Annotated in this window: 23 protein-coding genes; 8 read left to right on the forward strand and 15 right to left on the reverse strand. The window is 62.2% G+C overall.

Features of this window, described 5'->3' with window-relative positions; translation table 11 throughout:
* Positions 1-305: 305 nt before the first annotated feature.
* Both katG and GKIL_RS09105 read right to left on the reverse strand, forming a co-directional pair.
* Positions 306-2513: a catalase/peroxidase HPI gene (katG, locus tag GKIL_RS09100; protein WP_023173242.1), complete on the reverse strand. Its 2208-nt coding sequence runs from the start codon at positions 2511-2513 to the stop codon at positions 306-308.
* A 69-nt stretch (positions 2514-2582) separates the two neighbouring features.
* Positions 2583-3056, reverse strand: coding sequence for a Fur family transcriptional regulator (locus tag GKIL_RS09105; RefSeq protein ID WP_023173243.1), 474 nt, complete (start codon positions 3054-3056; stop codon positions 2583-2585).
* 107 nt (positions 3057-3163) lie between these two features.
* Between GKIL_RS09105 and murD the strand changes: the two genes are divergently transcribed.
* On the forward strand, positions 3164-4510 hold the full coding sequence (gene murD, locus GKIL_RS09110) for a UDP-N-acetylmuramoyl-L-alanine--D-glutamate ligase (RefSeq protein ID WP_023173244.1): 1347 nt from the start codon (positions 3164-3166) through the stop codon (positions 4508-4510).
* Positions 4511-4695: 185 nt separating this feature from the next.
* On the opposite strand, the gene GKIL_RS09115 is transcribed toward murD, so the two are convergent.
* From GKIL_RS09115 to GKIL_RS09125, 3 genes are all read right to left on the reverse strand, one after another.
* Positions 4696-5193, reverse strand: coding sequence for an HNH endonuclease (locus tag GKIL_RS09115; RefSeq protein WP_023173246.1), 498 nt, complete (start codon positions 5191-5193; stop codon positions 4696-4698).
* 74 nt (positions 5194-5267) lie between these two features.
* Complete coding sequence (locus GKIL_RS22560; protein ID WP_023173247.1) at positions 5268-5972, reverse strand: LysM peptidoglycan-binding domain-containing protein; 705 nt, start codon at positions 5970-5972, stop codon at positions 5268-5270.
* Between the two features lie 3 nt (positions 5973-5975).
* Positions 5976-6539 (reverse strand): type III secretion system chaperone, encoded by a 564-nt coding sequence (locus GKIL_RS09125; RefSeq protein ID WP_023173248.1) that lies wholly within the window; start codon positions 6537-6539, stop codon positions 5976-5978.
* Positions 6540-6629: 90 nt separating this feature from the next.
* Here GKIL_RS09125 and cobS point away from each other — a divergent pair, with 90 nt between their 5' ends.
* Positions 6630-7364: an adenosylcobinamide-GDP ribazoletransferase gene (cobS, locus tag GKIL_RS09130; RefSeq protein ID WP_041243847.1), complete on the forward strand. Its 735-nt coding sequence runs from the start codon at positions 6630-6632 to the stop codon at positions 7362-7364.
* A gap of 11 nt (positions 7365-7375) precedes the next feature.
* Here the strand turns inward: cobS and ddpX are convergent, their stop codons facing one another.
* On the reverse strand, positions 7376-7984 hold the full coding sequence (gene ddpX, locus GKIL_RS09135; RefSeq protein ID WP_245595920.1) for a D-alanyl-D-alanine dipeptidase: 609 nt from the start codon (positions 7982-7984) through the stop codon (positions 7376-7378).
* Between the two features lie 192 nt (positions 7985-8176).
* Between ddpX and GKIL_RS09140 the strand changes: the two genes are divergently transcribed.
* The 4 genes from GKIL_RS09140 to GKIL_RS09155 all read left to right on the forward strand — a co-directional run bounded on the left by GKIL_RS09140 (position 8177) and on the right by GKIL_RS09155 (position 13511).
* A complete protein-coding gene (locus GKIL_RS09140; RefSeq protein WP_023173251.1) occupies positions 8177-9595 on the forward strand; it encodes a hypothetical protein in 1419 nt (472 codons plus the stop codon).
* A 68-nt stretch (positions 9596-9663) separates the two neighbouring features.
* Entirely contained in the window at positions 9664-10611 is a 948-nt protein-coding gene (locus tag GKIL_RS09145) for an aldo/keto reductase (RefSeq protein ID WP_023173252.1), read from the forward strand.
* 274 nt (positions 10612-10885) lie between these two features.
* Positions 10886-12238: a magnesium transporter gene (gene mgtE, locus GKIL_RS09150; RefSeq protein WP_023173253.1), complete on the forward strand. Its 1353-nt coding sequence runs from the start codon at positions 10886-10888 to the stop codon at positions 12236-12238.
* A 121-nt stretch (positions 12239-12359) separates the two neighbouring features.
* Entirely contained in the window at positions 12360-13511 is a 1152-nt protein-coding gene (locus GKIL_RS09155; protein ID WP_023173254.1) for a hypothetical protein, read from the forward strand.
* Between the two features lie 69 nt (positions 13512-13580).
* Here GKIL_RS09155 and GKIL_RS09160 read toward each other — a convergent pair whose 3' ends face one another.
* Both GKIL_RS09160 and GKIL_RS09165 read right to left on the reverse strand, forming a co-directional pair.
* On the reverse strand, positions 13581-15998 hold the full coding sequence (locus GKIL_RS09160) for a S8 family peptidase (RefSeq protein WP_023173255.1): 2418 nt from the start codon (positions 15996-15998) through the stop codon (positions 13581-13583).
* 169 nt (positions 15999-16167) lie between these two features.
* On the reverse strand, positions 16168-17769 hold the full coding sequence (locus GKIL_RS09165) for an ArnT family glycosyltransferase (RefSeq protein WP_023173256.1): 1602 nt from the start codon (positions 17767-17769) through the stop codon (positions 16168-16170).
* Between GKIL_RS09165 and GKIL_RS09170 the strand changes: the two genes are divergently transcribed.
* Positions 17757-18713, forward strand: coding sequence for a cobalamin-binding protein (locus tag GKIL_RS09170; protein ID WP_051382747.1), 957 nt, complete (start codon positions 17757-17759; stop codon positions 18711-18713). The genes GKIL_RS09165 and GKIL_RS09170 overlap by 13 nt on opposite strands.
* A gap of 35 nt (positions 18714-18748) precedes the next feature.
* On the opposite strand, the gene GKIL_RS25905 is transcribed toward GKIL_RS09170, so the two are convergent.
* The 3 genes from GKIL_RS25905 to GKIL_RS09180 all read right to left on the reverse strand — a co-directional run bounded on the left by GKIL_RS25905 (position 18749) and on the right by GKIL_RS09180 (position 20382).
* Positions 18749-19048: a type II toxin-antitoxin system RelE/ParE family toxin gene (locus GKIL_RS25905; RefSeq protein WP_223173832.1), complete on the reverse strand. Its 300-nt coding sequence runs from the start codon at positions 19046-19048 to the stop codon at positions 18749-18751.
* Positions 19030-19299, reverse strand: a complete 270-nt coding sequence (locus GKIL_RS23550; RefSeq protein ID WP_041244582.1) for a hypothetical protein — start codon at positions 19297-19299, stop codon at positions 19030-19032. Before GKIL_RS23550 ends, GKIL_RS25905 begins: the two co-directional genes overlap by 19 nt.
* 288 nt (positions 19300-19587) lie before the next feature.
* Positions 19588-20382, reverse strand: coding sequence for a TrmH family RNA methyltransferase (locus GKIL_RS09180; protein WP_023173260.1), 795 nt, complete (start codon positions 20380-20382; stop codon positions 19588-19590).
* A gap of 43 nt (positions 20383-20425) precedes the next feature.
* On the opposite strand from GKIL_RS09180, the gene GKIL_RS09185 reads away from it, so the two are divergent.
* Positions 20426-21214 (forward strand): photosystem II electron transport protein, Sll1252 family, encoded by a 789-nt coding sequence (locus GKIL_RS09185; protein ID WP_023173261.1) that lies wholly within the window; start codon positions 20426-20428, stop codon positions 21212-21214.
* Positions 21215-21224: 10 nt separating this feature from the next.
* Here GKIL_RS09185 and GKIL_RS25260 read toward each other — a convergent pair whose 3' ends face one another.
* The 4 genes from GKIL_RS25260 to GKIL_RS09205 all read right to left on the reverse strand — a co-directional run bounded on the left by GKIL_RS25260 (position 21225) and on the right by GKIL_RS09205 (position 25152).
* Positions 21225-21425, reverse strand: coding sequence for a DUF6800 family protein (locus GKIL_RS25260; protein WP_023173262.1), 201 nt, complete (start codon positions 21423-21425; stop codon positions 21225-21227).
* Positions 21426-21452: 27 nt separating this feature from the next.
* The gene (locus tag GKIL_RS09195; protein WP_023173263.1) at positions 21453-22868 is read right to left on the reverse strand and encodes a phosphoglucomutase/phosphomannomutase family protein; all 1416 of its coding nucleotides are present in this window, start codon (positions 22866-22868) and stop codon (positions 21453-21455) included.
* A gap of 76 nt (positions 22869-22944) precedes the next feature.
* Positions 22945-23874: a hypothetical protein gene (locus GKIL_RS09200; protein ID WP_023173264.1), complete on the reverse strand. Its 930-nt coding sequence runs from the start codon at positions 23872-23874 to the stop codon at positions 22945-22947.
* A 33-nt stretch (positions 23875-23907) separates the two neighbouring features.
* A complete protein-coding gene (locus GKIL_RS09205) occupies positions 23908-25152 on the reverse strand; it encodes a hypothetical protein (protein ID WP_023173265.1) in 1245 nt (414 codons plus the stop codon).
* Positions 25153-25160: the final 8 nt, after the last annotated feature.

The following is a 25160-nucleotide window of genomic DNA, read 5'->3' on the forward strand; positions in this document are numbered from 1 at the left end:
ACTCTGAAACCGACTTCACCCATCCCGCCTGCAGCCCAGTTACAGTGAACCCCCCCTCTTCTTCCCTGCCCGGCGGGGCAGCCCCCCATTCGGGGGGCAGGAGGAGGAGAGGGGGGGCAGGGGGGGTGTGGAGGGGTGGGGACCGTTTTAGCAATCCCCAAAAAACAAAAGAACAACCAACTCCCAAAAGTCTGCTTTCCGCACTTCAGCGACAAAAATGCCGGGAAGTTCACCTCCCGGCATTCTGTCTGTATTCTGTCTGTTGGATAAAGCAGGTTACCGACAACTGCCGGTAACTGGCTCACTTACTGGGCAAGGTCGAACCGATCGAGGTTCATCACCTTGGTCCAGGCCGCCACGAAGGCGTCAACGAAGGCCCGCCCGGCATCGGCGGTCGCGTAAGCTTCGGAGAGTGCCCGCAGTTGCGAGTTCGAGCCGAAGATGAGGTCAACGCGGGTGCCGATCCACTTCTTCTCGCCGGTTGCCCGGTCGCTCGCCATAAAGTAGTCGGCATTGGGCGACGCCTGCCACTTCATGCTCATGCTCGTCTTGAGCAGGTTGACAAAGAAGTCGTTGGTAAGGGTCTCGGGGCGATCGGTGAAGACACCAAGCTCGGAGCCGCCGTAGTTTGCGCCGAGCACCCGCAATCCACCCACGAGCACCGTCATCTCAGGCGCGCTCAAGGTGAGCAGGTGCGAGCGATCGACCAGCACCTCTTCGGTAGAATAAGCCGACTTTTCGCCAGCGTAGTTGCGGAAGCCGTCGATCTTGGGTTCAAGAGGCGCGAAGGACGCAGCGTCGGTCTGCTCCTGGGAAGCGTCGGTCCGGCCCGGCGTGAACGGCACAGTAACGTCGTACCCCGCCTTCTTCGCCGCCGCCTCGATGGCAGCGCCACCCCCCAGAACGATCAAGTCGGCGAGCGAGACCTGCTTGCCACCGCTTTGAGCGGCGTTAAACTCCTGCTGGATCGCTTCGAGTTTCGCAAGAGCTGCCGCCAATTCTGTCGGCTCGTTCACTGCCCAGTCTTTTTGGGGAGCCAGCCGGATGCGCGCACCGTTTGCTCCGCCGCGCTTGTCGGTGCCCCGGAAGGTCGAGGCCGACGCCCAGGCCGTCGTCACCAGCCGCCCGATCGACAGGCCGGAGGCGAGGATTTTTGCCTTGAGTTGGGCAATGTCAGCCTCATCGATGAGCGGATGATCGACTGCCGGCAGCGGATCTTGCCAGATGCGCGGTTCGGCTGGAACCTCGGTCCCGAGCAGGCGCGTGTGGGGGCCCATGTCGCGGTGGGTCAGCTTGTACCACGCCTCGGCAAAGGCATGGGCAAGCTCGTCCGGGTTTTCGTAGAAGCGCCGCGAGATCTTCTCGTAGGCCGGATCTACTCTCAGCGCAAGGTCGGTGGTCAACATCATCGGGGCGTGCCGCCTGGACGGCTCGTGGGCATCGGGAACGGTGTTTGCCGCTTCGGGGTTCTTGGGCGTCCACTGGTGGGCACCCGCCGGGCTCTGCGTCAATTCCCACTCGTAGCCAAAGAGGTTCTCGAGGTAGCCGTTGTCCCACTGGGTCGGGTTCTTGGTCCAGGCACCCTCAAGGCCGCTGGTGATGGTGTGTACGCCGCGCCCGCTGCCGAAGCTATTGTCCCAGCCCAGTCCCTGCTGCTCGATGCCCGCGCCCTCGGGCTCCGCACCGATGTACTGGGATGGATCGGCGGCCCCGTGGCACTTGCCGAAGGTGTGGCCGCCGGCGATGAGGGCGACGGTCTCTTCGTCGTTCATCGCCATGCGGGCAAAGGTCTCGCGAATGTCGTGGGCGGCAGCCAGCGGATCCGGCCTGCCGTTCGGGCCTTCGGGGTTGACATAGATAAGTCCCATCTGCACCGCCGCCAGCGGGTGGGCCAGGTCGCGCTCGCCGCTGTAGCGCTCATCGCCCAGCCACTCGCGCTCAGGACCCCAGAAGATGTCGCTCTCAGGCTCCCAAATATCGACGCGCCCGCCGCTAAAGCCCGCCGTCTTAAAGCCCATCGACTCCAGTGCGCAGTTGCCCGCCAGGATCAGCAGGTCGCCCCAGGAGAGCTTGCGACCGTACTTTTCTTTGATGGGCCAGAGCAGCAGGCGCGCCTTGTCGAGGTTGGCGTTGTCGGGCCAGCTGTTGAGCGGTGCGAAGCGCTGCGTACCGGCACCCGCGCCGCCCCGACCGTCGCCGATGCGGTAGGTACCGGCGGCGTGCCAGGCCATGCGGATAAAAAGCGGGCCGTAATGGCCATAATCCGCCGGCCACCAGTCCTGCGACTCGGTCATCAGTGCATAGATGTCCTGCTTGACTGCCGCAAGATCGAGGCTCTTGAACTCCGCCGCATAATCAAAATCTTCGCCCATCGGATCGCCGGCGGGCGGGTTCTGGTGCAGGACCGAGAGATTCAACTGCTTCGGCCACCACAGCCGGTTGGTCATCTCAAACAGAACGGCGTGGCCCTCGACCTTGCCGTGTCCCATTGGGCACTTCGCTTCAACTTCCATGAGTACCTCGGAGGATGTGTTTTGAATATATAAAAAGGCTGCCAGTGCAACCCCGGTCCTAGCGGACGGTTATACCGTGCCCTGGCCCTGGCACTGGCGGCAGACGCCGCGCACGATCACCTCGACATTGTCGATCTGCGGATAGCGCCCGGCGATCGGACTCAAATCGAGAGAATCGAGCAGATGCCAGTCGATATCGTCGAAGCGGTTGCAGATGCGGCAGATAAAGTGATGGTGCGGCTGGATATTGGCGTCGTAGCGCAGCACTCCCGCTTCGTGGGTGACTTCGTGTACCAGACCCACGTCCTTCAGCGTGCTGAGGGTGTTGTAGACCGTGGCCCGCGAGGTCATCGGCAGGTTGCGGTTGAGTTGCTCGACCAGTTCATCGGCGGTAGGGTGACTATCGCTCTGCTGCAAAAATTGCAGAATCGCGTAGCGCTGAGGCGTAACCTTCAGCCCCTGCTGTTCGAGAAGTATCGCTGGATCGACCATCTTGTTCTGCCCTGGCAGCACCGGGCTGCCGCTACAGGAAAGGTGCGGCATCTAACCGCTTACGCACTTAGAATAAATCTAGATTGAGATGCTGTCAAGCGCGCGAATCTGAATTGCCCTTAAACTGTCCTGGCAGCGGCGTAATTGGGAGTGCAGCGGTGGTGGTGGCGGTGGTCGGGGCAGGCAGATCCGGTCAGGCGGCGGCGCGGTGGCTGGCAAGCCAGGGTATGCAAGTACAGGTATGGGATGGGGGGCGCGGTGAGGCGTTGCAGGGGGTGGCCCAGACCCTCACTGCTGGCGGCATCGAAGTCATCCTTGGTCGAGAATTTGTCCTGGAGGAGCCTCTGCCCAGCAAAGTGATCGTCAGCCCCGGTGTGAGCTGGGATCATCCGGGACTGGTGGCAGCGCGGGCGCGGGGGCTGGCGGTCACAGGCGAAGTGGGCCTTGCCTGGGAAGAACTCAAGGATCGCAGGTGGCTCTGTGTCACCGGCACCAACGGCAAGACGACCACCACCGCCCTTATCGGTCACATCTTTGCCCAGGCGGGCATCGCCGCTCCGGTCTGCGGCAACATCGGCAGGCCCGCAAGCGAGCTACTGCTTACCCCAGAACCCTGCGAGTGGATCGTCGCCGAGTTGAGCAGCTTTCAGATCGAAGCTGCGGGCGACCTAAAGCCGGAGGTAGCGGTCTGGACCACCTTCAGCCCCGACCACCTCAACCGCCACGGCACCCTCGAGCGCTACGCTGCGATCAAGGCGAGTCTGCTCGTGCGCGCCCGGCGGGCGGTTCTCAACGGCGACGACGCCTACTTGAAGGCGCAGCGCCGCTCGTGGCCCGACGCCTGGTGGACGGCGATTGGCGATCCCCAGGCCCAGGTGAGCGTCGAGCAGGGACAGATCTGTGTGCTCGCAAAGCCCGTCCTGCCGGTGGCCGCCGTTCGCCTGCCGGGAGCCCACAATTTACAGAACGTGCTGATGGCGGTCGGCGCTACCTATCTGGCCGGCATCTCGATCGAGGAGATTGGCCGGGCGGTGGCCAGCTTTGAGGGCGTCGCTCACCGTCTGGAGCCGGTGGGAGTCCACGCCGGTATTCGGTTTATCAACGACTCGAAGGCGACCAACTACGACGCGGCCCTGGTGGGCCTGCTCGCCACCCCCGCCCCCACCGTGCTCATCTGCGGCGGCGAGGCCAAAGCGGGCGATCCGGACGCCTGGCTTGCTGCGGCCTGCGAGCGCTGCGCCGCCGTTGTTCTTATCGGCTCAGCCGCGCCACTTTTTGAACAATGGTTCAGAGAACGGGACTACCGGGGGATTACCGTCGCTCACACCCTCGACCGGGCCGTCCCCATCGCCTTCGATCTCGCCCGCGCTGCCCAGGCGGGCTCGGTGCTTTTTTCGCCCGCCTGTGCCAGCTTCGACCAGTTTTTGAACTTCGAGGAGCGCGGTGAGCGCTTTCGGGCTTTTGTGAACGGCCTCACTTCCGTCAGGTCGGATCGCGCTCGATGATGAACAGCAGCGCCGCGAAGGCCATGAAAGGCACGACCAGACCGACGATGATCACCAGCGGCGGAATAACGTTGTACTGCATGAATTGCCCCTTGCCGGTACTTCAGCCCAGAATATACCGCCTGCTCCACCAAAGCGGGACCGATCGCTTTACAACTCGTTAAATTTCGCGACAAAAAACGTGATCAAGAAAGCCCGATCACGTACTTGCGCCATTCCTCGTTGATGCCCCCCCTCAGATGTTTGGTGATCTCAAAGTGGAGGGAGCTGTGGGGACGGCGCGGCAGGCTGGTGAGGGGCATCGCCGCCTCCTTGGGCGTGCGGTTGCCTTTTTTGATGTTGCAGCGCACGCAGGCGGTGATCACGTTTTCCCAGGCATCCTCGCCCCCCTTGGAGCGGGGAATGACGTGATCGATGGTCAGATCTTCTTTGCAGCCGCAGTACTGGCAGGTATGGCTGTCGCGGTGCAGCACGTTGCGGCGGGTGAGGGGGATTTCTTTGTAGGGCACCTGCACGTACTGGCGCAGGCGAATAACGGTCGGGAGGGGAAAATTGCTTTTGAGAACCTTGCCGTTGTGCTCGACTTGCTCCGCCTTTTCTTTGAGCACCAGGATTACCGCCCGACGCCAACTGGTGATGTTGAGGGGTTCGTAGGAGGCGTTGAGAACGAGCACTTTCCCCATGGCAGCCGTCAGAGCAGTGCTTTGCACAGTTTGCCAGATCTTAACTTTAATTATTGCCACCTACAAGAGCTTGCTCAGCGGCGGACAGGGGCGGGATTGGGCTTTCTGGGAGCTGCTGAATCGGACTTTAAGGGGGCAGGTGGTTTGAGCGGAGCACCGACACTCTTAAAAACCGGGCGCGGCGGCACCAGCGGAATCAGGGGCGGCGGGGGCAGCTTGAGCACTGGCGCAACTGCGGGGACAGAAGCTGGTCTGGGGGTGATCTGTTTGGGTTTGGGAGGGGGCGGTGGTGTCCAGACGACGCCGGGAACGAAAAGCGCGTCGCGCATCTGGCAGCCGTTCATCTCAAAAAGCAGGTCGCCGCGCACCCGGAAGCGGGCGGCAATCTCAGGGAAGCCTTCGCCGCGCTGCGGCTTGTAGAGAATGCCGTCGCGGGGCAAAAGCAGCAACCTGTCGCCGCTCTGCAGCGGTCGATTTTGAATCGCTGGGTTGGCTCCAAGCAGCGTCTCGCGCCGCAGCGAGTGGCTGTGGGCGACGCTCTCGGCTGTGTCGCCTTTTTTGGCGACGTAGCTCGTCATGGGCAGACCGGCACAGACATCTTCGGGGCGGATCGATCCTTCTTGTGGCGGCACCACTTTGGCGGGCGGGGGAACGCTCAGGGCACTGGCCGGGGCGCGCGTCGTCTCGTCCGGCAGCGAAGCCGGCGTCTGGGCCAGCACAGCGAACGGACCTGCCAGATTCAAGAACACCCCTGCCCATCCGGCCCTGACCCAGTGCATCGGCTAATTTTGCGGGTAGTCGGTTTGCTGCCACAGGCGCGCCAGCTTCTGACGCCAGACCTGCAGAACCTTTTCGCGCTCCTCGCGGGAGGAACCCAGATCGCCCAGCACCCCCTCGTCGTAGAGGCGCTCGAGCATCTGGTAGGCTTCTTCGAGACTCTTTTGTTGCCCCTGCAGGCCGAGGACGATCGCCTTGAGCTTTGCTTCGGCCAATTCTTCAAAGGTGCCGTAGGTGTGCAGCTGCAGCAGTTGGCTGAGGGCTGATTGGAGGTCTTCTGCGTTGAGCGTCGAGAGGCGGTGTTGAAAGACGGCCCACAGCACGCCGTTCTGGAGGGCAAAGCGCGCCTCGCGGGTGCGATCGAAGCTGGCATCGAGCAATTGGGCCGCCAGTGGCAGCGCCTCCGCCTCCGGCATGATCGGGATCATTGCCCGCAACCAGTCGCGCTCGACGCTGGTGAGAACCAGCAGCCGCCATTGCTCAGCCTCGATCTGCCACTGGCCGGGGGCCATCTCGGTCACGACGCCACCGGCGCTCGCCAGGGCACTCTGCAGAGCTGTGAGATCCAATCTTTACCCACCAACGGCGTCCATCTATTCTACTGTGAGCGCTGCTACCCACCGCCAGGCGCTAAGTTGGCAGTGCTCCACTGGCAAGCCATGTCCGACCTGCTCGCCGCCCTCGTCTTTTACACGGCTCTGCCCCTCTCGCCCGAGCGGCCCCTCGCCTTTGACCGCATCGCCCGCTGGCTGCCCACGGTCGGGCTGGTGGTGGGGGTGCTCACCGCCGGTGTGTACGGGTTGGCAGGGTATTGCTTTGAGCCGCACCTGGCGGCTTTGATCGCCCTCGCCTGCGGTTGGGCGCTTACGGGGGGCCTGCACCTCGACGGCCTGATGGACGCGGCGGACGGCTGGGCTGCGGGGCCGGAGCGGCGACTTGCGGCGATGGCCGACAGTGCCGCCGGTGCCTACGCGGTGATGGTTGCTATTCTCGTCGCTGCCGCTCGCCTGTTTGCCCTGGTCGATCTGGGTTCCGGCACCGGTACTCCTGCGATCGTGCTCGCAGCGGTCACAAGCCGCTGGGGGCAGCTGATGGCGATTGGCCTCTACCCCTATCTCAAGAGCGAGGGCAAGGGCCGCTTCTTAAAAGATCTCACCCGCTGGCCCACCGACGGCTGGTTCGGCACACTGCAGCTCGTACTTGTCGCCGGTGTGGGAGTTGTCTTTTATCCGGCTGCTCGAATCTGGCCTCTGGCAGCGGCAGGCTGCCTTGTTTCGCTCCTGGTCGGCTGGGTCATCGCCCGGCACTTCGGCGGTCACACCGGCGACACCTACGGAGCGGTGATCGAGGCGGCAGAAGCGCTGACGCTGGTGATCGCCACTTTGTTCGTCTAATGTCTGCCCTGTTACAGTGGCCGATCGAGAATCCCGTAGCGCTCCCAGCCCGGTGCGTCGTAGTGCCACCACTCACTCGGCAACGGCAAAAATCCCGCCGCCGTCATCGCCGCGTGCAAAATTGCGTAGTGCTGCCGGGCCGATTCGCTCCAGAGCGCCTGGCTGGTGCGGGCCGCTCTTGGTGAAAAATCATCGAAGGTAGTGGGCATCTCCAGATCGTGGCCCTGGGCGTCCACCAGACTCAGATCCACCGCTGCGCCCCGGTTGTGGCGGGAGCCTTTGGCGGGATTGGCGACGTAGTTTTCGTCCGGCACGAGCGCCCACATCTGTTTTTGAACGGAGAGAGGCCGATAGCAGTCCCAGACTTTCAGGCCATAGCCCTGGGCAGCCAGTTTATCCGTCACCTGGGCCAGGCGCGCCGCCACGGGCTCCCGCAGCAGGCAGCGGGCTCGGGCGTAGACAGCCTTGTGCAAAAAATTGTCGGCGGTGGCGTAGCGCAGATCGAGGCGCAGGCGCGGCGCTACCGGAGCGATATCGACCAGTTGTTCTTCCTGAGCCTGGGCCACCGGCAGCCCCAGGCCCACAAACACCATCCAGACGAGCCACCGGCTTCTTTTCAATCCTCACTCCTGCGGGCTGGCCCTATCTTAGGCTGCCGGCCTTGATCGAGCCGGCCTTCGTCCATAGCTTTTTGCCAGAACAAAGGGGGCGAGTGGGCATGCCTGTCGCTGGCTCCCTGGCACGGGTAGGGGCATCTGTGCGACGAGCAGATCTGGGGAATTTCAAGAACACTTTCAGTGTGGAGAATGGCAATGTTTCAGGACCACGGCTACAAGGGCGAAAACGACCGCAACGAACAACAGCAGGCCCGCGAACCGCTCAGAGGCCCGAACGGCGAGGCGATCGACAAAACCGAAGCCTTTTTGGACTATCTGGGGGACAAAAACCAGCTTTCTGACCTGCGCACCCCCTCGGACAATCCGCTCTCACCCAACTACGTCGATCCGCAGTTTCGCTACATCCCGGACCCGGCGGCGGACCCCCACGAGGGCGGCGGCTATCTGGACATGAAGCACTTTACGAGCGCCGCCACGATCGCTCAGAATCTGCCCTCGTTTCTTGGTCCTGTCGTCCGCTCCCACATCGCCGAGGGGCTGGGGGCTGCCAAGGAGGCCGAGCAATTTGTCCGCGACCGCATCGACGATTTGACCGGTGGACGGACTGATCTTGGCAACGGCAGCGGCTGGCACCACTCCGACTTTGAATCCAATCAGGCGGGAGCCGAATTTGGAGCGCGCTACAGCGAGGATCCGAGGCCGATGCAGCAGAAGATGGCCGAGTTTTTAGAACAGCGCGCCGAGGGTGGCCACCCCAACGAGGTCGATCAGTTCTTCGGCGGCCACCCCGGCAGGGCGATCGATGCGGCGACCGAAGCGCCCTGGAACCTGGTAGAAGCGGGGCAGGCTGCAGCCCAGGGCGACTGGAGCACCGCCGGGGTGCAGACACAGAATTTTTTTGGCAACGTCGGTGAGGCGATCTCAGAAACCTTCCAGACGCCCTTTGCCGGCCTCGACAACACCGTTCTGGCGGCGCAACAGACCGTTCTCGACGGTGCCCAGGCAATCTCCGACGAGGCCGACGAGCACATCGCACAGCCTTTGCAGGACTTTTTCCACGAAGTCAGCGATCAGGCCCAGCAATTTGGCGATGCGGCGGGACAGTGGGCCGACAACATCGACCTCAACCAGCTGCAGGAGTCCGCCGGTGAGGCGGTGGACAACTTCATCGTCGCGCCGCTGGAGAATTTTTTTGGTGGCGAGGCACCCCCCGACGACCCGGAGGCAAATGAGGCGCAAAGCGGGCTGGGCGGCCTCGTCGATGGCGCTGCGGAGATGGTCTCAGACTGGTTTACCGGCGGCGACGAGCAGCCCGACGCTGCACCTGCAGATCCGGACGATGCGCAAGTAGCAGATCTCGATCCAGACGGAATAGAAGACGGGCAGAGCCTGGAGGACGGATTTAGCGGCGCATACGACGAAGCAGAGACCGAAACCTGGTCCGAGGAGCCGATCCTAGACGACGAGCAAAATAACCAAAGCTGGAGCGCGGATCAAGAAGCGGACGCCCAGATCGACGAGTGGAGCGAGGAACCGGCTATGGACCTGATTGCCGAAGAGCCGCTGGGAGCGGATGGACCGCCGGAGGACGAGGGCGAGGTGCCCGTCGAGTAAAAACAACCGGCTGGCCGAGGCCCTCCCTGCCGCCCTATCTTAAAAGAAAGGAACGCAGGGGGTGCTTCGTGCAGAGAGTGGCCTTGGGTAGCGGGGGACCGGAAGTAGCGCAGCTGGGTATCGGCACCTGGGCCTGGGGCGACCGGTTGTTCTGGAACTACGGCAGCGACTACGGTCCGGCGGAGGTGCGGGCGGCTTTTGAGGCGGCGGTGGCCGCCGGCGTCGATTTGTTCGATACCGCCGAAGTCTACGGGCTGGGCGAGTCGGAGACGCTGCTCGGGCAGTGCCTGCGGGCGAGCAACCAGCCTGTCAAGATTGCCACCAAGTACTTTCCGCTACCCTGGCGCTGGAGTGCCGAAGCGGTCGAGGAGGCGGTGAGTGCCAGCCTCAAGCGCCTGGGCGTCGAGCGCCTCGACCTCTATCAGGTCCACTCGCCTTTGAATTTTTTTATGTCCGCCGAGACGCTCATGGGTGCCCTTGCCCGCGAGGTCAAGCGGGGCCGGATCGCTGCTGTCGGGGTAAGTAACTACGGAGCCGCCCAGATGGCCGAGAGCCACCAGCTACTGGCAGCTGAAGGGGTGCCCCTGGCGGTCAACCAGGTGCGCTACTCGCTGCTTACCCGCGAAATCGAGGTGAACGGCGTCCTCGATACGGCGCGCAAGCTGGGGGTGACCATCCTCGCCTACAGTCCCCTGGCCCAGGGACTCTTGAGCGGCAAGTACACCGCGAGCAATCCACCGTCCGGAGCCCGCCGCCTCGACAGCCGCTACGGCGCTGCCGGGATGGCCGCGATTGCCCCGCTCCTCGATCTATTGCGCACTTTTGGCAAAAAGTATGATCGCACCCCAGCTCAGGTTGCCCTCAACTGGCTCATCTGCCAGCCGGGGGTGCTGCCGATTCCAGGAGCAAAGACCGCCCCTCAAGCCCGCGAGAACGCCGGGGCTTTAGGCTGGCAACTGAGCGGCGAGGACGTTCAGCAGCTGGACCAGGCAAGTGTATCCTGGCGAAAAGCCTAGAGTTGCCATCGCCGCCCGTGAAGCTTTGGTGAATAGTTCCCCCCTTGTCCGCAGATAGATTGCTCCTATTGCAACGTTTGGTTATACTCGAAGCGTTGATGCAGAAGCGCTCTCGGGCGGGCTGTATCGCGCTGTGCGGACTGCCTGGCAGCCTGCCGGCTCTGTCGAATTGGAGTTCTTTCCTTGGGTAGTAGCTCTGACATTCCGATAACACTGCTCCTCTAGGAAAGGAAGGTTTCTCTTCCTTCCCGATGGGGAGCGAAGGGAGGCCCAGATGTTGACGCAAGATCGGCGTGAAGCCCTGCTCGCAATCGAGGGGCTCGCCAATCTCAAATATGAGCTGAACAACATGAACCCCGCCGACGCGGGGGATTATATTGCGGCATTGCCGCCCAAAGAGCAGGCGCTGACATTTCGGTTGCTCGCCAAGGGCAGTGCCGCCTCGGTGTTCGAGTATCTGCCCAGCGACGTGCAGGAGATGCTCATCGAGAGCCTGCACGCCCGCGAGGTGCAGGCTCTCGTCGATCAGATGTCTCCGGACGATCGGGCCGAACTGTTCGACGAGCTACCCGCCCGCGTCGTCAAGCGCCTGCTCTCGCAACTCAGCCCGAGCGAGCGCGAGGCGACCGCCCTGATTCTGGGTTACCCCGAGGGGACTGCCGGTCGGGTGATGACCACCGAGTACGTGCGGCTGCGCGAAGATCTGAGCGTTGCCCAGGCGATTCAAAAAATCCGCAAGCTCGACAGCGACAAGGAGACGATCTACTACGCCTACCTCACCGACGGCGAGCGGCGGCTGCTTGGTGTGGTCTCGCTGCGGCAACTGTTGTTTGCCGAGGCGGAGACGCCGGTGCAGGAGCTGGCGCACGAGGCGATCATCACCGTCCAGACTACGGCCCCGCAAGAGGAGGTGGCCCGCCTGCTCAAGCGCTACGACCTGCTGGCGGTGCCGGTGGTCGATCTCGAAAACCGGCTGGTAGGCATCGTCACGGTTGACGACGTTGTGGACATCCTCGAAGAAGAAGCGACCGAGGACATCCAAAAATTGAGCGGCATCTCGGGCGGCGACGAGCAGGCGCTTTCTGCGCCGCTCACCAAGGTGCAAAAGCGCCTGCCCTGGCTGTTGGGCAATATCGTCCTCTACATCGGAGCGGCGAGTGCGATCGCCCCTTTTCAGACGACGATCAGCCTCATCCCGGTGCTGGCAGTGGTCATGCCCATTCTTTCCAACACCAGCGGCAACGTCGGCATCCAGGCGCTCTCGGTGACGGTGCGCAGCCTGGCGGTGGGCGAGGTGAGCCCCCTCGATGTGCTGCGTATCCTGCGCAAGGAGATCCAGGCGGGCCTGCTCAACGCCCTCGCCCTCGGTCTCGCCCTCGGGGCGCTCACCCTGCTCTGGGCTTCGAGCACCGAGCGCTGGGTCGGCCTGGTAGCGGCGCTGGTAATGGCGCTCAACGTCATCGTCGCCGCTTCCTTCGGGGCGCTGCTGCCGATGATTCTCAAGCGCTTCAAGCAAGATCCGGCCCTGGTGAGCGGTCCCTTGCTCACCACCCTGCTCGATACGGCGGGTTTCTTTACTTTCCTGGGCCTCGCCTCGCTGTTCATCCACCAGTTCAAGGTCGGCTAGCATCAGCCTGTCCTGACAGGTTCTCCCCCGGCCCCTGTTCTCCTGGGTTGCCTTGCTGCTATGCTTGTCCTCGCCTGAAGGGGCCAGTGCGTCCCCAACCTGCCCATCCACCCTGACCACGATGCCCTCTATTTCATCCACCGTGCTCGCTGCCGGTGCTGCCGTTCTGGCCGGACTTTTAAGCCTCCGGCAACCGGTTTTTGCCACCGACATCGCCACCTCCGATCCGGCCAGCAACATCGTCGATGAAGAGTTCGATCAAGGCAGTGCCCAGTTTGCCTGGGTCGATCTGGCGGGCAACCTCTGGGTCGGCAAGGTGGACCCGAATACGGGCGCTTTTGTGCCGCCCACCGGCAAGGGCGTTCTCGTCGATGGCACCGCTGCTCCCCTCTCCGGCAACGGCACGACCAACGTCAATGGGCCGGAGTGGGCCTATAGCAGCGCCGGTGCTCAACTGGTCTATACGAGACTTGATCGAACGAGCGGCGGCCTCTCGCTTGCGACGGCGGTGCAGAATGGCACGACCTGGACGGCTTCGGCGATCTTAGAGGGCGACAATCGCCAGGGACCGATCGGCAGCGAGGACACCAACGACACCGCTCCCCGGATTATCTACTTCGATGCGGGCGGCTTCGGCAATTCGGCGATTCTCTGGCGCGATCTTTACGAACCCAGCACCGAGGGGACCGTCGATAGCGCCGGAGCCTCGGGGGCGCGCTGGAAGCCGATGTCCCACTCGGTCGTCTACACCAGATCGATCAACAACGTTCAGCAGGTCTTCGAGTTCGATACCGACACCGGCACCGTCACCCAGATCACCTTCGACAAGGGCGATAAAAGCGCCGTCTTCAGCTGGCAGGCACCGGAATTTGGCAACGACTACGTGCTTTTTGCCGAGTCCGGGGGCAGCCAGTTTCTGATCTACCGCAAGACCAATGGCCGCTGGAAGAAGATCAACGCCGTCAAACCGCCCTCGACCGGAAAATACCTGCTCTCGCCCCAGTACTTTGTCTACAACGGCAAGTCCTATATCTTCACCGTCACCTCGACCAGTACCAACCCCTACGCCAACGTGCCGACGGACATCTGGCTGGTGGGCATCGACCCGGCCAGTCCTTTCTCGCGCAAGGTGAGCGATGAGACCGTCAAGGCCCGCCGCGATCCGGAGGTCTTTATCACCAATCAGGGGCCCTATATCTACTTCAACGCGATCAGCCGCGCCGGTGGAGCGGTGATCTATCGGGCCGACACGGGCTTGGGCAGTACTCCCTGAATCATTAAAAAATGCGCCAGGGACCAACCCCTGGCGCGCTGCATTCACAGAACCCATCGGCAAAGAGCGTTACTGCTGGATCGCGTCAACAGCCTTCTGGGCGTTGACCAGACCAGCGCCGGTGTAGAAGTTGAAGCTCGTCGTGTCGAAGACATTTTTGAACTTCGTGACGCTCGCCGAGCCATCTGAGAAGTTAACGGTGACGATCGCATTTTGCAAGACGTCCGCATTCCCTCCCGGCAGAAAGAAGGGATTCTCGCCTGCAAAGACGCGGTTGACGTTGAAGTTGATAAAGCTACCGGGCTGAAACTCATTGGCATCGAAGGTGACAGTCAGCACCCGGTTGTCGGCGCTCGTCGTCGTGTCGAGTGCGACAATGCCGGTATTCGGGTCAGGAACAAAGCTGCCGCCGTAGTTGCCTACGAGGGTGCCAAACTGAGGAGCAAAGACGACGCCATTGAGCCCCGTTCCGGTCGGATTGAGGTCGATGCTCACCGTCGAGATGTTCTTGCCCGCACCCGACTTGAGGCTGAGCCGGAAGAAATTGGCGTCGAAGGTGCCTTCAAAATCGCCGCCGACGGCAAGAATTTTGCCCTCCGCAAAGGTTGCCTTGCTGAAGGCCCGGCTGAGGTCGAGGGGCAGGCGGGTGGCTGTCGCCTGCAATGTCCGGTAGAGCTTCTGGGGAGAGACACTGCCCGGTCCGCCCGCTGCCTCCAGCACCAGTGCCGCCACCCCGGCCACGTTCGGTGCTGCCGCGCTCGTGCCAAAAAACTGCGGGAAACCGCTTGGGCCGGGAGGGCCGCTGAAGAAGGTGGTGCTCACCCCGTCTACACCGGCAATCTGTGGCACATTGCGCAGGTCAGGGGTGCCCAGACGGTTGCCTGCCACATCGAAGAGAATCGTCGAGGGACCACGGGAAGAAAAATCCTCCGGCAGCTTTGGAAGACCAAAGAATACGGCACCCACCGCCTGTCCGCCCCTCGCCACAGCATGACCGTAGGTGGTCGGCCCGTCGAGCACCGGCGTCGAATCGAAGGAAGAACCGTTGCCCAGATAGACGTAGCGCAGACGGTTCGCTGGACCGTTGTTGGCCTTGGCGATCGCCAGTTGGAAGTTGCCGAACGGGAAGACAATCTCCAGCGGCTGGTCGGTGGAGAGGTTTTTGTCGATGCCGCTCACCGAGCCCAGGTAATCCCCCGTCGTCGAGAAGATGAGCAGGTTGTAGTCGGTTTTGACCAGCCCGGCGTTGAAGGGTTCATCCCACTGAAAGACGATCGGGCCGCCGCTGCTGATCACCTGCTGGGTAACGACCGGGATTGGCCCGGTCCCAAAGTTGTGAAAGTTCTTGGCAATCGAAGAAGGCACCTGGGAGAGGTCGATGTTGGTCAGACCCTGGTCTTTGAGTTGCTGGACGGTGCTGCGGCTCACTGGCTTGAAATTGGTATCTAAGCCCGTGCGCGAGTTGTTGCCCGCCGAGGAGAAGTAGGCCGCGCCGCTGCTGGCGACGAAGTTGACCGCCTGGGCGATGACGCCATCCTCGAAGAAGGGCTCATCGAAGTAGATGACATCATCGACGATCACATCCGCGCCAAACTCGTTGCGCAGGCGAATGATGTTGTTGGCAAATTCAACTTCGCCACTAAAAGCCGTTGCAAAGCCCAGGTCCGCCTTCGGTGCAATGTCATGGACCAGTTGGAGGATCGCCCGGCCCTCGTCGGCTCCGCCTTCAAATTCTTCGAGCACCGTGACTGGAGTGGTGTTGCCATCGGGGTTGCCCGGACCTGGCAGATCGCCCGTCGCAATATCATCCTCAGCCGTTGTTGTAGAGAAGGAGGTGTTGTAGCTGTCGGAGAGCACACCAATCTTGATCCCAGCCCCTTGAAAACCCAGATCTTGAACTGGCTGAATCTTCTGGACACTCACCGCTTCGCTCGTCACCGCTCCGATGTTGCGCACCGGTGCGTAGGCAGCCGCGACACTGCGCAATCCCCCGAGCCTGGCGATCTCACCTGCTCGCTCCAGGGGGATGTAGCCCTCGATCACGCCTCGACGGTAGGTCGAGGTGGCTTTTACCGTGAAGCCGCGCTGCTGCAGCAGGGCAACGGCCTTTTTGAGCGAAATCTTGCCGTCGAGGTAGATATCGACCAGGGGCCGCTCCTTGCGCGCATCGAGAAGAAGCGGAAGCTGCTGTTTCGGCGAGCGCAATTCGTTGAGAGCGGCGGTACGGTCAGTGTTGTGCAGACTGAGGATGCGGCGCAGAGCACCGTTGATGTTCTCAGGCAAATTTTGCCGATCAGGGACGTTTGCCCCAATGTCGGACTTGCTAGGAGGAGCGGCGCTGCGCTGGCGGGGCTGTCCCAGGTTTGAGGGTAGAGTCTTCTGGGCCCGGTTTGGAGCCGGACTCTGAGCATACACAGGTTGCAAACTCGTAAGGCTCACGATACCGATGGCTACGACGCTCAGAGTGAGCTTGAGTTGAATAGACACGAGCATTCCTCCAGATCGAATGGGGCGTCGTCCCACTGTGTGAGACAGAGGGATGGTGGCACACTCGACTTTCTTAAGTTCGTATACCGGTTTCTAGAATTGGCGTTTTTGGTAAACAGGACGCTATCCCGCCGCTGTGAGCCGGGTTTGCATGTATTCTGGATGACATCTATCGCCCGGCGCGCCGTCCGGCCAGGGTCCAGCCTGCCACCTGGGCCAGGGGCCGATAGGGAAAATGCAGGCGATCGAGCTGGGCACGCGACTCGGGGGCAAGCCACCAGTAGCTGTGGATCCGATCGCGCTGAACTCTAGCGGCGTCCAGGGCTCCGCCAGGGTTGGGCGTATAAAAGGCGAGGGCGATAAATTCTGAGACCCGCTCGCCGTTGTTTTCGTAGACCAGGGCAATCGGCTGGGCCGGATCGATGAGGCTGCTCAGGCGCTGCTGGGTGAATGCCTTGAAGACAGGGCTGAAATCACCGATTGCTGTGCCCGCCAGCACCAGGGTGAGCCAGGGACCACCGATCAAGGCTGCTGTCCAGATAGGTGGAGCCGCTGCCTTCAGCCGCTGCCAGGCTAGAGCCGCGACCGGAACCACCAGCCAGCAAAGCCCGAGCACCAGGGCCAGAGGCAGGTAGGGAGCTGCACCTGCTATCCAGGCCGGGTGCAAGATGAGCAGTACCACCGCAGTGAGCAAAAAAGCGGCGAATAGCGCGAGCAGGGCACTGGTGATCGTCCGGGGAAAATTGGCCTTGCCTCGAAGGCACTCCTCGATCCAGACTCCGCTCAGCAGCGCCAGGAAGGGACAGACCTGCAGCATGTAGTATGACTCTTTGGTCGAAAATAGCTGCAGCAGGACAAGCAGGCAGGCGGAGTAACTGACCAGTAAAAACGCTGCCTTTTGTCGGTGTCGCAGGAGTACCCACGCTCCACCGATCGCCGAAAACAGCCACGGGAAGGTGTTAGCCGGCAGGTTCCAGAGATAATAAAACGGTCCGACCGCATGAAATTCCTGTCTACCCAGTTTGAAGAGGTGGCCAAAAAGCTGCTCGTAGACGACAGTGCCGTAGACCTGCGAGGCGGCCCAGTACCAGAGGCCAAACAGCCCCAGCCCCAGCCCCAGCCCCGCGTACAAAAACCGGTTGGTGAGCAATCGGTGTTCGCGCTGCCGCCAGAATAGCCAGGGAACGGTGGCCGCCGCCGGTAACAGTACCATCGTGAACTTGAGTAGTAGCCCGAGACCGACAGCGATTCCCCAGCCTGCAGCCCAGAGGGAGCGTCCGGTCCGAGTCGCGAGCAACAGACAGCCCAGGCCCGCCAGTTCGATCGCCGTGAGCAACACATCGGTGACCGCCATCCGGCCATAGAACATCCACAGATAGACCGTGGGCAATACCAGCGCCCCGACAAAAGCAGGCCGGGGAGCAAGCAGCATCCGGCCAATGCCGTAGGTGAGCAGTACTCCAGCCACCGCTGCGAGGAGGCTGGGCAGGCGGGCACTCCCTTCGCTGATCCCAAAAAGCTGAAAGCTGATAGCGATGAGCCACTGGTTGAGGGGCGGCTTCTCGAACCAGGGGCCGCCCAGAAAAACCGAGCCCAGCCACTGGTGGGTGCGCAACATCTCGCGGGCCATCTGGGCGTAGTAGCCTTCGTCAGCGCCGATCAGGCTCTGGGAGCTGGGGTGAACCAGCAAGAGCGGTAGAGTGTAGCCGACCAGCCCTAAGCTGGAAAGAACGTCCGCGATCGATGGAGCGCGTTTAGATGACTGCAGCATTGCCTTCCAGCACCCAAACCCCGAGTCCAGATCTCCGGATTGTATCATTGATCCCGAGCGCCACCGAGATCGTCGCCGCCCTTGGCCTGGCAAACCAACTGGTGGGCCGCTCCCATGAATGTGACTATCCCGCAGGTGTACAGGCGCTGCCGGTCTGCACCCGGCCCCGCTTCGACCCGGTGGGCAACAGCCGCGAGGTCCATGAGCGAGTCGATGCAATACTTAGAGAAGCCCTCAGCGTCTACGCGGTCGATCTGGCCGTGCTCGATGCGCTGAAACCGACTCATATTCTCACCCAGGCCCAGTGCGAGGTCTGCGCTGTGAGCCTTGCGGATGTCGAAAAGGCGGTTGCCCAGCTCAGCGGCGTTCAACCCCATATTCTTTCGCTGCAGCCGAACCACCTCATCGACGTGTGGGCGGACATCGAGCGGGTGGCGGCGGCCCTCGAGGTGGAGGGGATAGGGCTGGTGCAGCAGCTGCGTACCGGGGTCGAAATCTGCTCAGCCCAGGCCCAGGCAGCCGGCAGGCGGCCCCAGGTAGCCTGTATCGAGTGGACGGACCCGCTCATGGCGGCGGGCAACTGGATACCGGAACTGGTAGAACTGGCCGGTGGACACTGCCTGTTCGGCACCGCCGGTCGCCATTCGCCCTGGCTTGACTGGGCGGATCTGTGGGCTGCCGATCCGGAGGTGATCGTCTTTATGCCCTGCGGCTACGACCTGCAGCAGACCCGAGAGGCCGCCTGCGATCTGGCCCGGCGACACGACGAGTGGGCACAGCTGAGCGCGGTCAAAAGTGGCGAAGTCTATCTGGTAGACGGCAACCAGTACTTCAACCGGCCCGGACCCCGGCTGGTCGATTCCCTCGCGATCCTCGCCCAGATCTTGCATCCGGAGCGCTTCGCCCGCGAGCATCCAGCCACGGTCTGGGCACGATTACTTTAATCGCGCCGGATTATCGAACGGCATGACCAAGGCCATTACTCTGCGAATTGGCTGGTTACGTCTTGCTTACCATGGAGAACACGCAACAATACGAAGCTGTCATCGTCGATGCGAAAATAAAAGCAGCGTTCACGGTAAGGAAAAGCGCGCAGACCAGGACTGACCCATTCTCTGGACGCTCCTGTTATGCCTAAGACTGCGAGTTTTTCGAGCTGATTGGTCAGATCCTGTACGAAGGCAACTGCAGCAGCAGGATTATCTGCGGCAATTCCTGAATAGATGGTTTCCAGGTCTTCCAGCGCCTCGGGAGCAATGATCAGCTGTCGCGATTTAATCGTTGTTCTCCCCGCGCGATGACATCCTGGGCTAGCGTCTCACCGTTGCTGTAGGCCAAACCTTTTCCTGCCGCAATTGAGGCCGAAGCTAGGGCAATTTTCTCCCGCAACTGCTGCAGCTTTGCAGTATTGTCAGGCTCGTCCAGAAGGCGCGCCAGCACATATTCTTTGATGCTCAGGCCCTGAAGAGCTGCCATGGCCTTGATGCTCTGATGCTGTTGTTCTGTGACTTCGATCGTTAGTCTGCTCATAGTGGCTTCGCTTGTGACACCAGAACTCATTTTTAAGTCTCTAGCCTATCACACAAATGTACATATGTAAAATTGCGCGCCGTCAAGAAGCCCGCTCCCGTACCAGTCGCACTCCGCAGCAATGGCAATGGTGCTTCTCAAAACTTGGCAGTGCAGAGAACTTGATCTGTCCACTAAGCCCAATTTAGGAAAAGGGCTTGAGAGTGCGGGCATGTCTTTCGGCACTTCCAGCCGCAGCCGCGCCTACTTTTGCATTCCTGGCTACCCGTGCGCACAGCAATTTCTTAATTAGAGTGCAGGTTGCCGCTGGCGGGCGACCTCGAATAGGAGCAGCGCGCAGCTGACGGCAACGTTGAGCGATTCGACGCCAGGGGCAAGGGGAATGCGCACGCTCTCGCTGATGGCACCCCGCAGCGCCGGGCTCAATCCCTGACCCTCACTGCCGAGCACAAAGGCAGAGGGCCGCATCAGGTCGTACTGCCAGAAGGTACGCTGTCCATCGGCGGCGGCGGCGAGTACCTGGACATTCTGCCGAAGCAGCGCTTCGATGACTGCCTCCAGATCCAGACAGCGCAGCGGCGGATTTTGAAACCAGAGCCCGGCACTGGCTCGGAGTACTTTTGGATGCTCCGGATCGACGCTATCGGCGCTCAAGATAAGTCCATCCGCTCCGACCGCAGCACAACTGCGCACGATCGTGCCGACGTTGCCAGGATCTTGGAGTGTTTCACCCAGCACCAGAAGGGACGGCCCTGAGCGGAGCAGAGTCTCCCAGGAGCGCTCCCGGCGGCGCAGGGCAGCGACGATCCCGCTCGGGTGAACGGTGTCGGCCACGGCTTCGAGCACGGCAGGACTCACGACTTCCAGCCGCGCCGTTGCCTTTTCGATGGGAGAAAGTTCGCCCGGATGCGCCCGGCCCCAGTCCTCGGTGACGAGCACTACCTCCGGTTTCCAGCCGGACTGAACGGCTTCCAGGACCGGGTGGGTGCCCTCGACCAAAAAAAGCCCCGCCTCGCTGCGCTCCTTTGCCGAGTGCAGTTTGCGCAACTGTTTGATGAGGGGATTTTGGCGGCTCGTCAGCATCGAGCGGGACGGTTAGGGTAGAAAGAGTCGATCTCCAGCCAGTATGCCCGACACCCTGCCCCGCGAAGAACTGATCCGCAAAGCCGAGCACCGCGATGTGATGGCCCGGCTCATCGATCTGGCGGAGGTGGCGCTGCGGGACTGGTCGGTGGTCGTCTCCGATTTTTATGCGCCGCCGGAGGTGGGCGAAGCGCTCGCCATCTTCGAAAGATTGGTCGAACTGCACGCCGTTGCCTGGGGTGGCTATCCCCAGGCGGAGCGCCAGCGGATCGCCCTTGCCCGCGAGAGCATCGCCGTCGAGGCGGATCAGATCCCGGTAGCAGCGATCGATATTCGCGGCAACTTTCTTTTTGACGCGGCAAGCCACCGCGACTTTCTGGGCGCACTGCTCGGCACGGGCATCGTGCGGGCGAAGGTGGGCGATATTCTCGTTCTGGGCGACCGGGGAGCGCAGGCGCTGGTGGTACCCGAACTGGTGCCGTTTCTTGAGATGCAACTTAAGAGTGTGCGGACGGTGAGCGTGCAGGTGGTGCCGGTGGATCGGAGCGAACTGCGCGTCCGGCCACCCCAGACCAAAGAGATCACCTCCGTCGAGGCGTCGCTGCGCATCGATGCGCTCGGTTCGGCGGGCTTTGGCCTCTCGCGCAACAAGATGGTCGAGGCGATCGAGGCTGGAGACGTGACCCTTAACTGGAAGACGGTCACCCAGCCCAGCAAGAACGTCCAGACCGGCGACCGGATTGCCCTACGCGGACGCGGGCGGCTTGAGATAGGCGAGGTCGAACCCACCAAAAAAGGCCGCTTTCGCGTCCAGATGCTGCGTTACCAGTAGGGTTGTCGCTTCAGGAAACGACAGCGGTCGAGGGGTTGGCGAATTCCTCGATGCTCAATCTGGGGGAGACGCGGGCGGCGCGGTTGAAGAGGTCCTTGCGCTCGGCCTCGCTCTTGGCTGCCAGGTAGCGCGCTCTAAGTTTGGCGAGCTTGTGTTTGCGGTGGCGGCGGCGGCCCAGTTCTTTGGTGCGCTCGATCTTCTTGAAGGACATGGGTACTCGGTTTCATTCCACAGCTATCTACGATAGCACCTGCGAACCGGTGGCCCAACGCTCGGCCCACTGCAGCGTCTCGGTGACCCGCGCCGGGTCGGTCCCCTCGCAGTAGAGGCGCAAGAGCGGTTCGGTGCCGCTGAAGCGAATCAGGAGCCAACGCCCATCGCTCAGGCGGAACTTGTGACCGTCGATGGCTGTGTGTTCGATGACGGCGAGTCCCGCGATCTGCTGGGGAGGGCTCGCTTCCAGTTCGTCCAGCAATTTTTGCTTGAAGGCGGCGTCGGGCAGTTTCAGGTCGCGGCGGTCGTAGTGGGAGTGATAGTCCAGCTCGTCCTGCAATTCGGCAAAGAGCACACTCAGTTCCTTGCCGGTCTGGGCAACGATCTCAAGCAAGTAGAGCGCGCACAAAAGCCCGTCGCGCTCGGGGATATGACCCAGATAGCCGATTCCGCCCGATTCTTCGCCTCCTAGAAGCACCGGCTCACGCAGCATGATGTCGGCGATGTACTTGAAGCCGATCGCCGTCTCCTCCACCGGCAGGTGGCGGGCGCGGGCCACCTTCGCGATCAAGTCCGAACCGCTGATTGTCTTGACAACTTTGCCCGTAAGCCCCCGGCGGCGGGCCAGATGATCGACCAGCAGCGGAATCAGCACCTGGCAACTCAAGAAATTGCCCCGGCGATCGGCAGCGGCGATCCGATCGGCGTCGCCGTCGAGGGCCAGTCCGACTAAGGGCGCTTCGCCCTGGTAGCTGCGCACCGCCTTAAAGAGCGGAGCCAGATAGCGGCCAATCGGCTCCGGGGGCGTGCCGCCAAAGAGCGGATCGTGCCGCTCGCGCACCTCGATTACACCGGGGCCGAGCAGTTGGGTCAGCCCTCCCGCTCCGACGCCGTGCATGACATCGACGTAGACGGCGAGCCCGGCCTGCTTGATGGCGGCGATATCGACCTTGGTGCGCAGCAGCGCCAGGTAATCTTCCCAGGGATTAAAAAGCGTCTCTTCGGCCTGGGGCCGGGTTGGTGGCTCCGCTTCTTCTAAACGCTTCTCGATTGAGCGGGTGATGTCGCCCGGTACCGAACCGGCAAAGGCTCCCTTGACCTTGATGCCGCAGTAGGCCGCCGGGTTGTGGCTTGCAGTGAGCACCAGCGCCCCGAGGGCACCGTGGGCCTTGACCGCCCAACTGAGGGCTGGAGTCGGCGCGGGCCGGTCCGCGAGCAGAACCGGAATCCCCTGTTCGCGCACGGCCTGGGCGGCGGCGGCGGCAAATTCGGCGGCTAAAAAGCGCCGATCGAAGCCAATAACCACTCCCTGGCCTGTGTAGCGCTCAGCCAGCACCCCGGCAGCAGCGGCGGCCACCCGCCGGACGTTCTCGAAGGTAAATTCTTCGGCGATAATCGCCCGCCAGCCATCGGTACCGAAGCGGATCGCCCTGCCTGTCATCGCCTGTTTTCCTCGCAGCTTTTCGCACTTGCGAGTATAGGCGATGGCGACAGTTCGACAACGGCCCCGAGCCTTTTCAACAAAAATAGGTGACAGGCAGTACGGCGCGGCCCCAGTCGCGAGCTTCGGCAAAGAGCGTCTGTTCTGTAAAGAAGAAGACGGTACCCTGGGCCGCTTCGATGGGCTGGCGGGCGTTGCAAAAAAAGGACATCTCGCCGCCGTTGCCAACCCTGTACAGCCCAATGTGCCAGTGATAACCGCGCTCCCGCAGGCCGCTCACCAGTGTCGGCCAGTGCTCAGCCACCGGCGGCAGGGGCAGGGCAACCACAGGATAGCGCTGCTCGTTCTGCCCGCTCAGCGCCCAGAGAACGTCGGTGCCTGCGCCAAAGTACATCAGGCCAATCGCTTCCGGCAGCTTGCCGCTGGTGTGCAGATCCATTAGCGTCCAACCTGCCGCAGTGTTCTCCTCTGCCAGACTCAGCTGCAGCGGATGCAGATCCGGCAGATCCGGCAGTGCTGCACGGTGGACACCCAGTACCCAGACAGCAAAACCTGCAGCCAGCAAGCCTGCCGTCGCCTCGCCCGCTGTGTCCTCGACGGCAAGGGCAACACGGCAGGGCAGGAAGCTATAAAGATGGGCGATCAGCGCCAACTCCGGGCGAACCGACGCTGAGCGGCGGATGACAGGCTGACCAACCGCAGGCAGGTGCTGCTCCTGTCGGGCAATCAGCTTCTCAAAGACGGCGATGAGCTGTTTGTCCTTGAGCTGCTGTTGCTCGGCCTGATACAGTTGCTGGGCGGCTATCTGCTCAAGAAACATCTTCTGGGAAAGCCCGAGGCGGCTGAGGTGCTCCGCTTGAAAAGCAGCCGCCTCCAGGGCGGCTGTTGTGCTCTCAAGGGTAGCGTTGACCACCAGTTCGATGCCCGCTGTCCGGGTCAGCAACAGATCGAGTTTTTCGAGAAATAGATCTTTAATCGTCTTGACTTTACCGATCAGCGAGGCCATCTTCTCCCTGTGCGCTCCTGGTTGAATACGTGCTCATCCGTCTCTGTCAAAGCGGTTGAAGCGGTCGTCGCAGGGGGCACCTGCCGCCAGCGAGCGCCAGATCCACTCGGCGGTGCCCGAGGCGGCCAGCGAAGCGGCGAGCCTGGCGGCGTTCTCGCGCAGGGTGCGCCGGTTGGCTGGTTCGCAGACGAAGGCGACGGCCTGCTTGAAACTTTCCGGTTCGTAGCTACTCACCGTGCCGACGCCGTAGCGGCGGACAAAGCGGGCGGCAGCGGTCTGCTCGCTGCCCAGAATAATAATCGGGGTGTTGGAGGTGGCCAGGATAAAGACGATCCGGCTGGGCAGGCTCAGCCGCGAGATGGCCGGGTTGTCGTCGGCTGCATCGAGGGTGCCGGAGGGCACGACCGTAAACGGGCGGGTGCGCAGGTCCGCCACCAGACCTTCCTCCGTCTCGATCGGCGTTCTGAGCAAAATACCGTCTTCTTCGAGGGCAGCGCGCTCGGTAAGCCGCCGGTCGAGCCAGGAACCGCCCGTCCAGTACCAGCAGACTTGAATGCTGGTGCCGCGCACCGTCCGGCGCAACAGTTCCAACCAGCGGTCGCTCCAGATGTTGCCGATAATCAGGCCGACCGGCGCGGTAAAAGTGCTCTCGGGAGGCACCTGGGCACTGGTCGAAAGCAGCGCATCCGGCACCACCGGCGGCAAAAAATGCAGCGGCAGATCGTACTTGTCCTGGTAGGCGCGCTGCAACTCGGGTGAGATCGCGAGTCTGAGGCTGGATTTGGCGAGCAATTCACCCATCAGTTCGTCTGAAATCACCTGGACCGAGATATTCTGGTCGTCCATGATCCAGGTACACAGGGGAACGTTGAACAGTTCCTTGACGGCGAGGGCGGTCATCACATCGTCGTAGTAGTAGGGAATACACAGGATGCGGCGCGGAGCGAGGCCGTCGAGGGCGCGCATGACGCTGAAGAAGGACTGCTGGCGCGAGGCGGTCGGGTGCGGCAGACAGAAAGCCACTTTGCCGAACTGCTGATCGGCTCCGTAGATATTGCGCGAGCGAATGGCAAGAATATCCGGACAGTGGCCGAACAGCCGTTTGACCAGCACCCCGGTGCCGTGACGGCCATTCACTTCGTTGGGGGTGATGATCACATCGAGGGGAGCACCCTGGGCAAGAGGGGCTTCGATGCTGACGCGCTCGAGCACCGAGGCAAGATTCAAGCGGGCGTGGGCGTTGTCTCGAACGAGCTGCTGCAGGTCGGTCTGGGACATAACCGGTG

This window comes from Gloeobacter kilaueensis JS1 (assembly GCF_000484535.1).
Lineage (GTDB): Bacteria > Cyanobacteriota > Cyanobacteriia > Gloeobacterales > Gloeobacteraceae > Gloeobacter > Gloeobacter kilaueensis.

Bases quoted from the DNA above. Each gene is read 5' to 3' on its own strand.
- katG (WP_023173242.1), bottom strand. From the start codon at position 2,513: ATGGAAGTTGAAGCGAAGTGCCCAATGGGACACGGCAAGGTCGAGGGC.
- GKIL_RS09105 (WP_023173243.1), bottom strand. From the start codon at position 3,056: ATGCCGCACCTTTCCTGTAGCGGCAGCCCGGTGCTGCCAGGGCAGAAC.
- GKIL_RS09115 (WP_023173246.1), bottom strand. From the start codon at position 5,193: ATGGGGAAAGTGCTCGTTCTCAACGCCTCCTACGAACCCCTCAACATC.
- GKIL_RS22560 (WP_023173247.1), bottom strand. From the start codon at position 5,972: ATGCACTGGGTCAGGGCCGGATGGGCAGGGGTGTTCTTGAATCTGGCA.
- cobS (WP_041243847.1), top strand. From the start codon at position 6,630: ATGTCCGACCTGCTCGCCGCCCTCGTCTTTTACACGGCTCTGCCCCTC.
- GKIL_RS09140 (WP_023173251.1), top strand. From the start codon at position 8,177: ATGTTTCAGGACCACGGCTACAAGGGCGAAAACGACCGCAACGAACAA.
- mgtE (WP_023173253.1), top strand. From the start codon at position 10,886: ATGTTGACGCAAGATCGGCGTGAAGCCCTGCTCGCAATCGAGGGGCTC.
- GKIL_RS09155 (WP_023173254.1), top strand. From the start codon at position 12,360: ATGCCCTCTATTTCATCCACCGTGCTCGCTGCCGGTGCTGCCGTTCTG.
- GKIL_RS09170 (WP_051382747.1), top strand. From the start codon at position 17,757: ATGACTGCAGCATTGCCTTCCAGCACCCAAACCCCGAGTCCAGATCTC.
- GKIL_RS09165 (WP_023173256.1), bottom strand. From the start codon at position 17,769: ATGCTGCAGTCATCTAAACGCGCTCCATCGATCGCGGACGTTCTTTCC.
- GKIL_RS23550 (WP_041244582.1), bottom strand. From the start codon at position 19,299: ATGAGCAGACTAACGATCGAAGTCACAGAACAACAGCATCAGAGCATC.
- GKIL_RS09180 (WP_023173260.1), bottom strand. From the start codon at position 20,382: ATGCTGACGAGCCGCCAAAATCCCCTCATCAAACAGTTGCGCAAACTG.
- GKIL_RS09185 (WP_023173261.1), top strand. From the start codon at position 20,426: ATGCCCGACACCCTGCCCCGCGAAGAACTGATCCGCAAAGCCGAGCAC.
- GKIL_RS25260 (WP_023173262.1), bottom strand. From the start codon at position 21,425: ATGTCCTTCAAGAAGATCGAGCGCACCAAAGAACTGGGCCGCCGCCGC.
- GKIL_RS09195 (WP_023173263.1), bottom strand. From the start codon at position 22,868: ATGACAGGCAGGGCGATCCGCTTCGGTACCGATGGCTGGCGGGCGATT.
- GKIL_RS09200 (WP_023173264.1), bottom strand. From the start codon at position 23,874: ATGGCCTCGCTGATCGGTAAAGTCAAGACGATTAAAGATCTATTTCTC.
- GKIL_RS09205 (WP_023173265.1), bottom strand. From the start codon at position 25,152: ATGTCCCAGACCGACCTGCAGCAGCTCGTTCGAGACAACGCCCACGCC.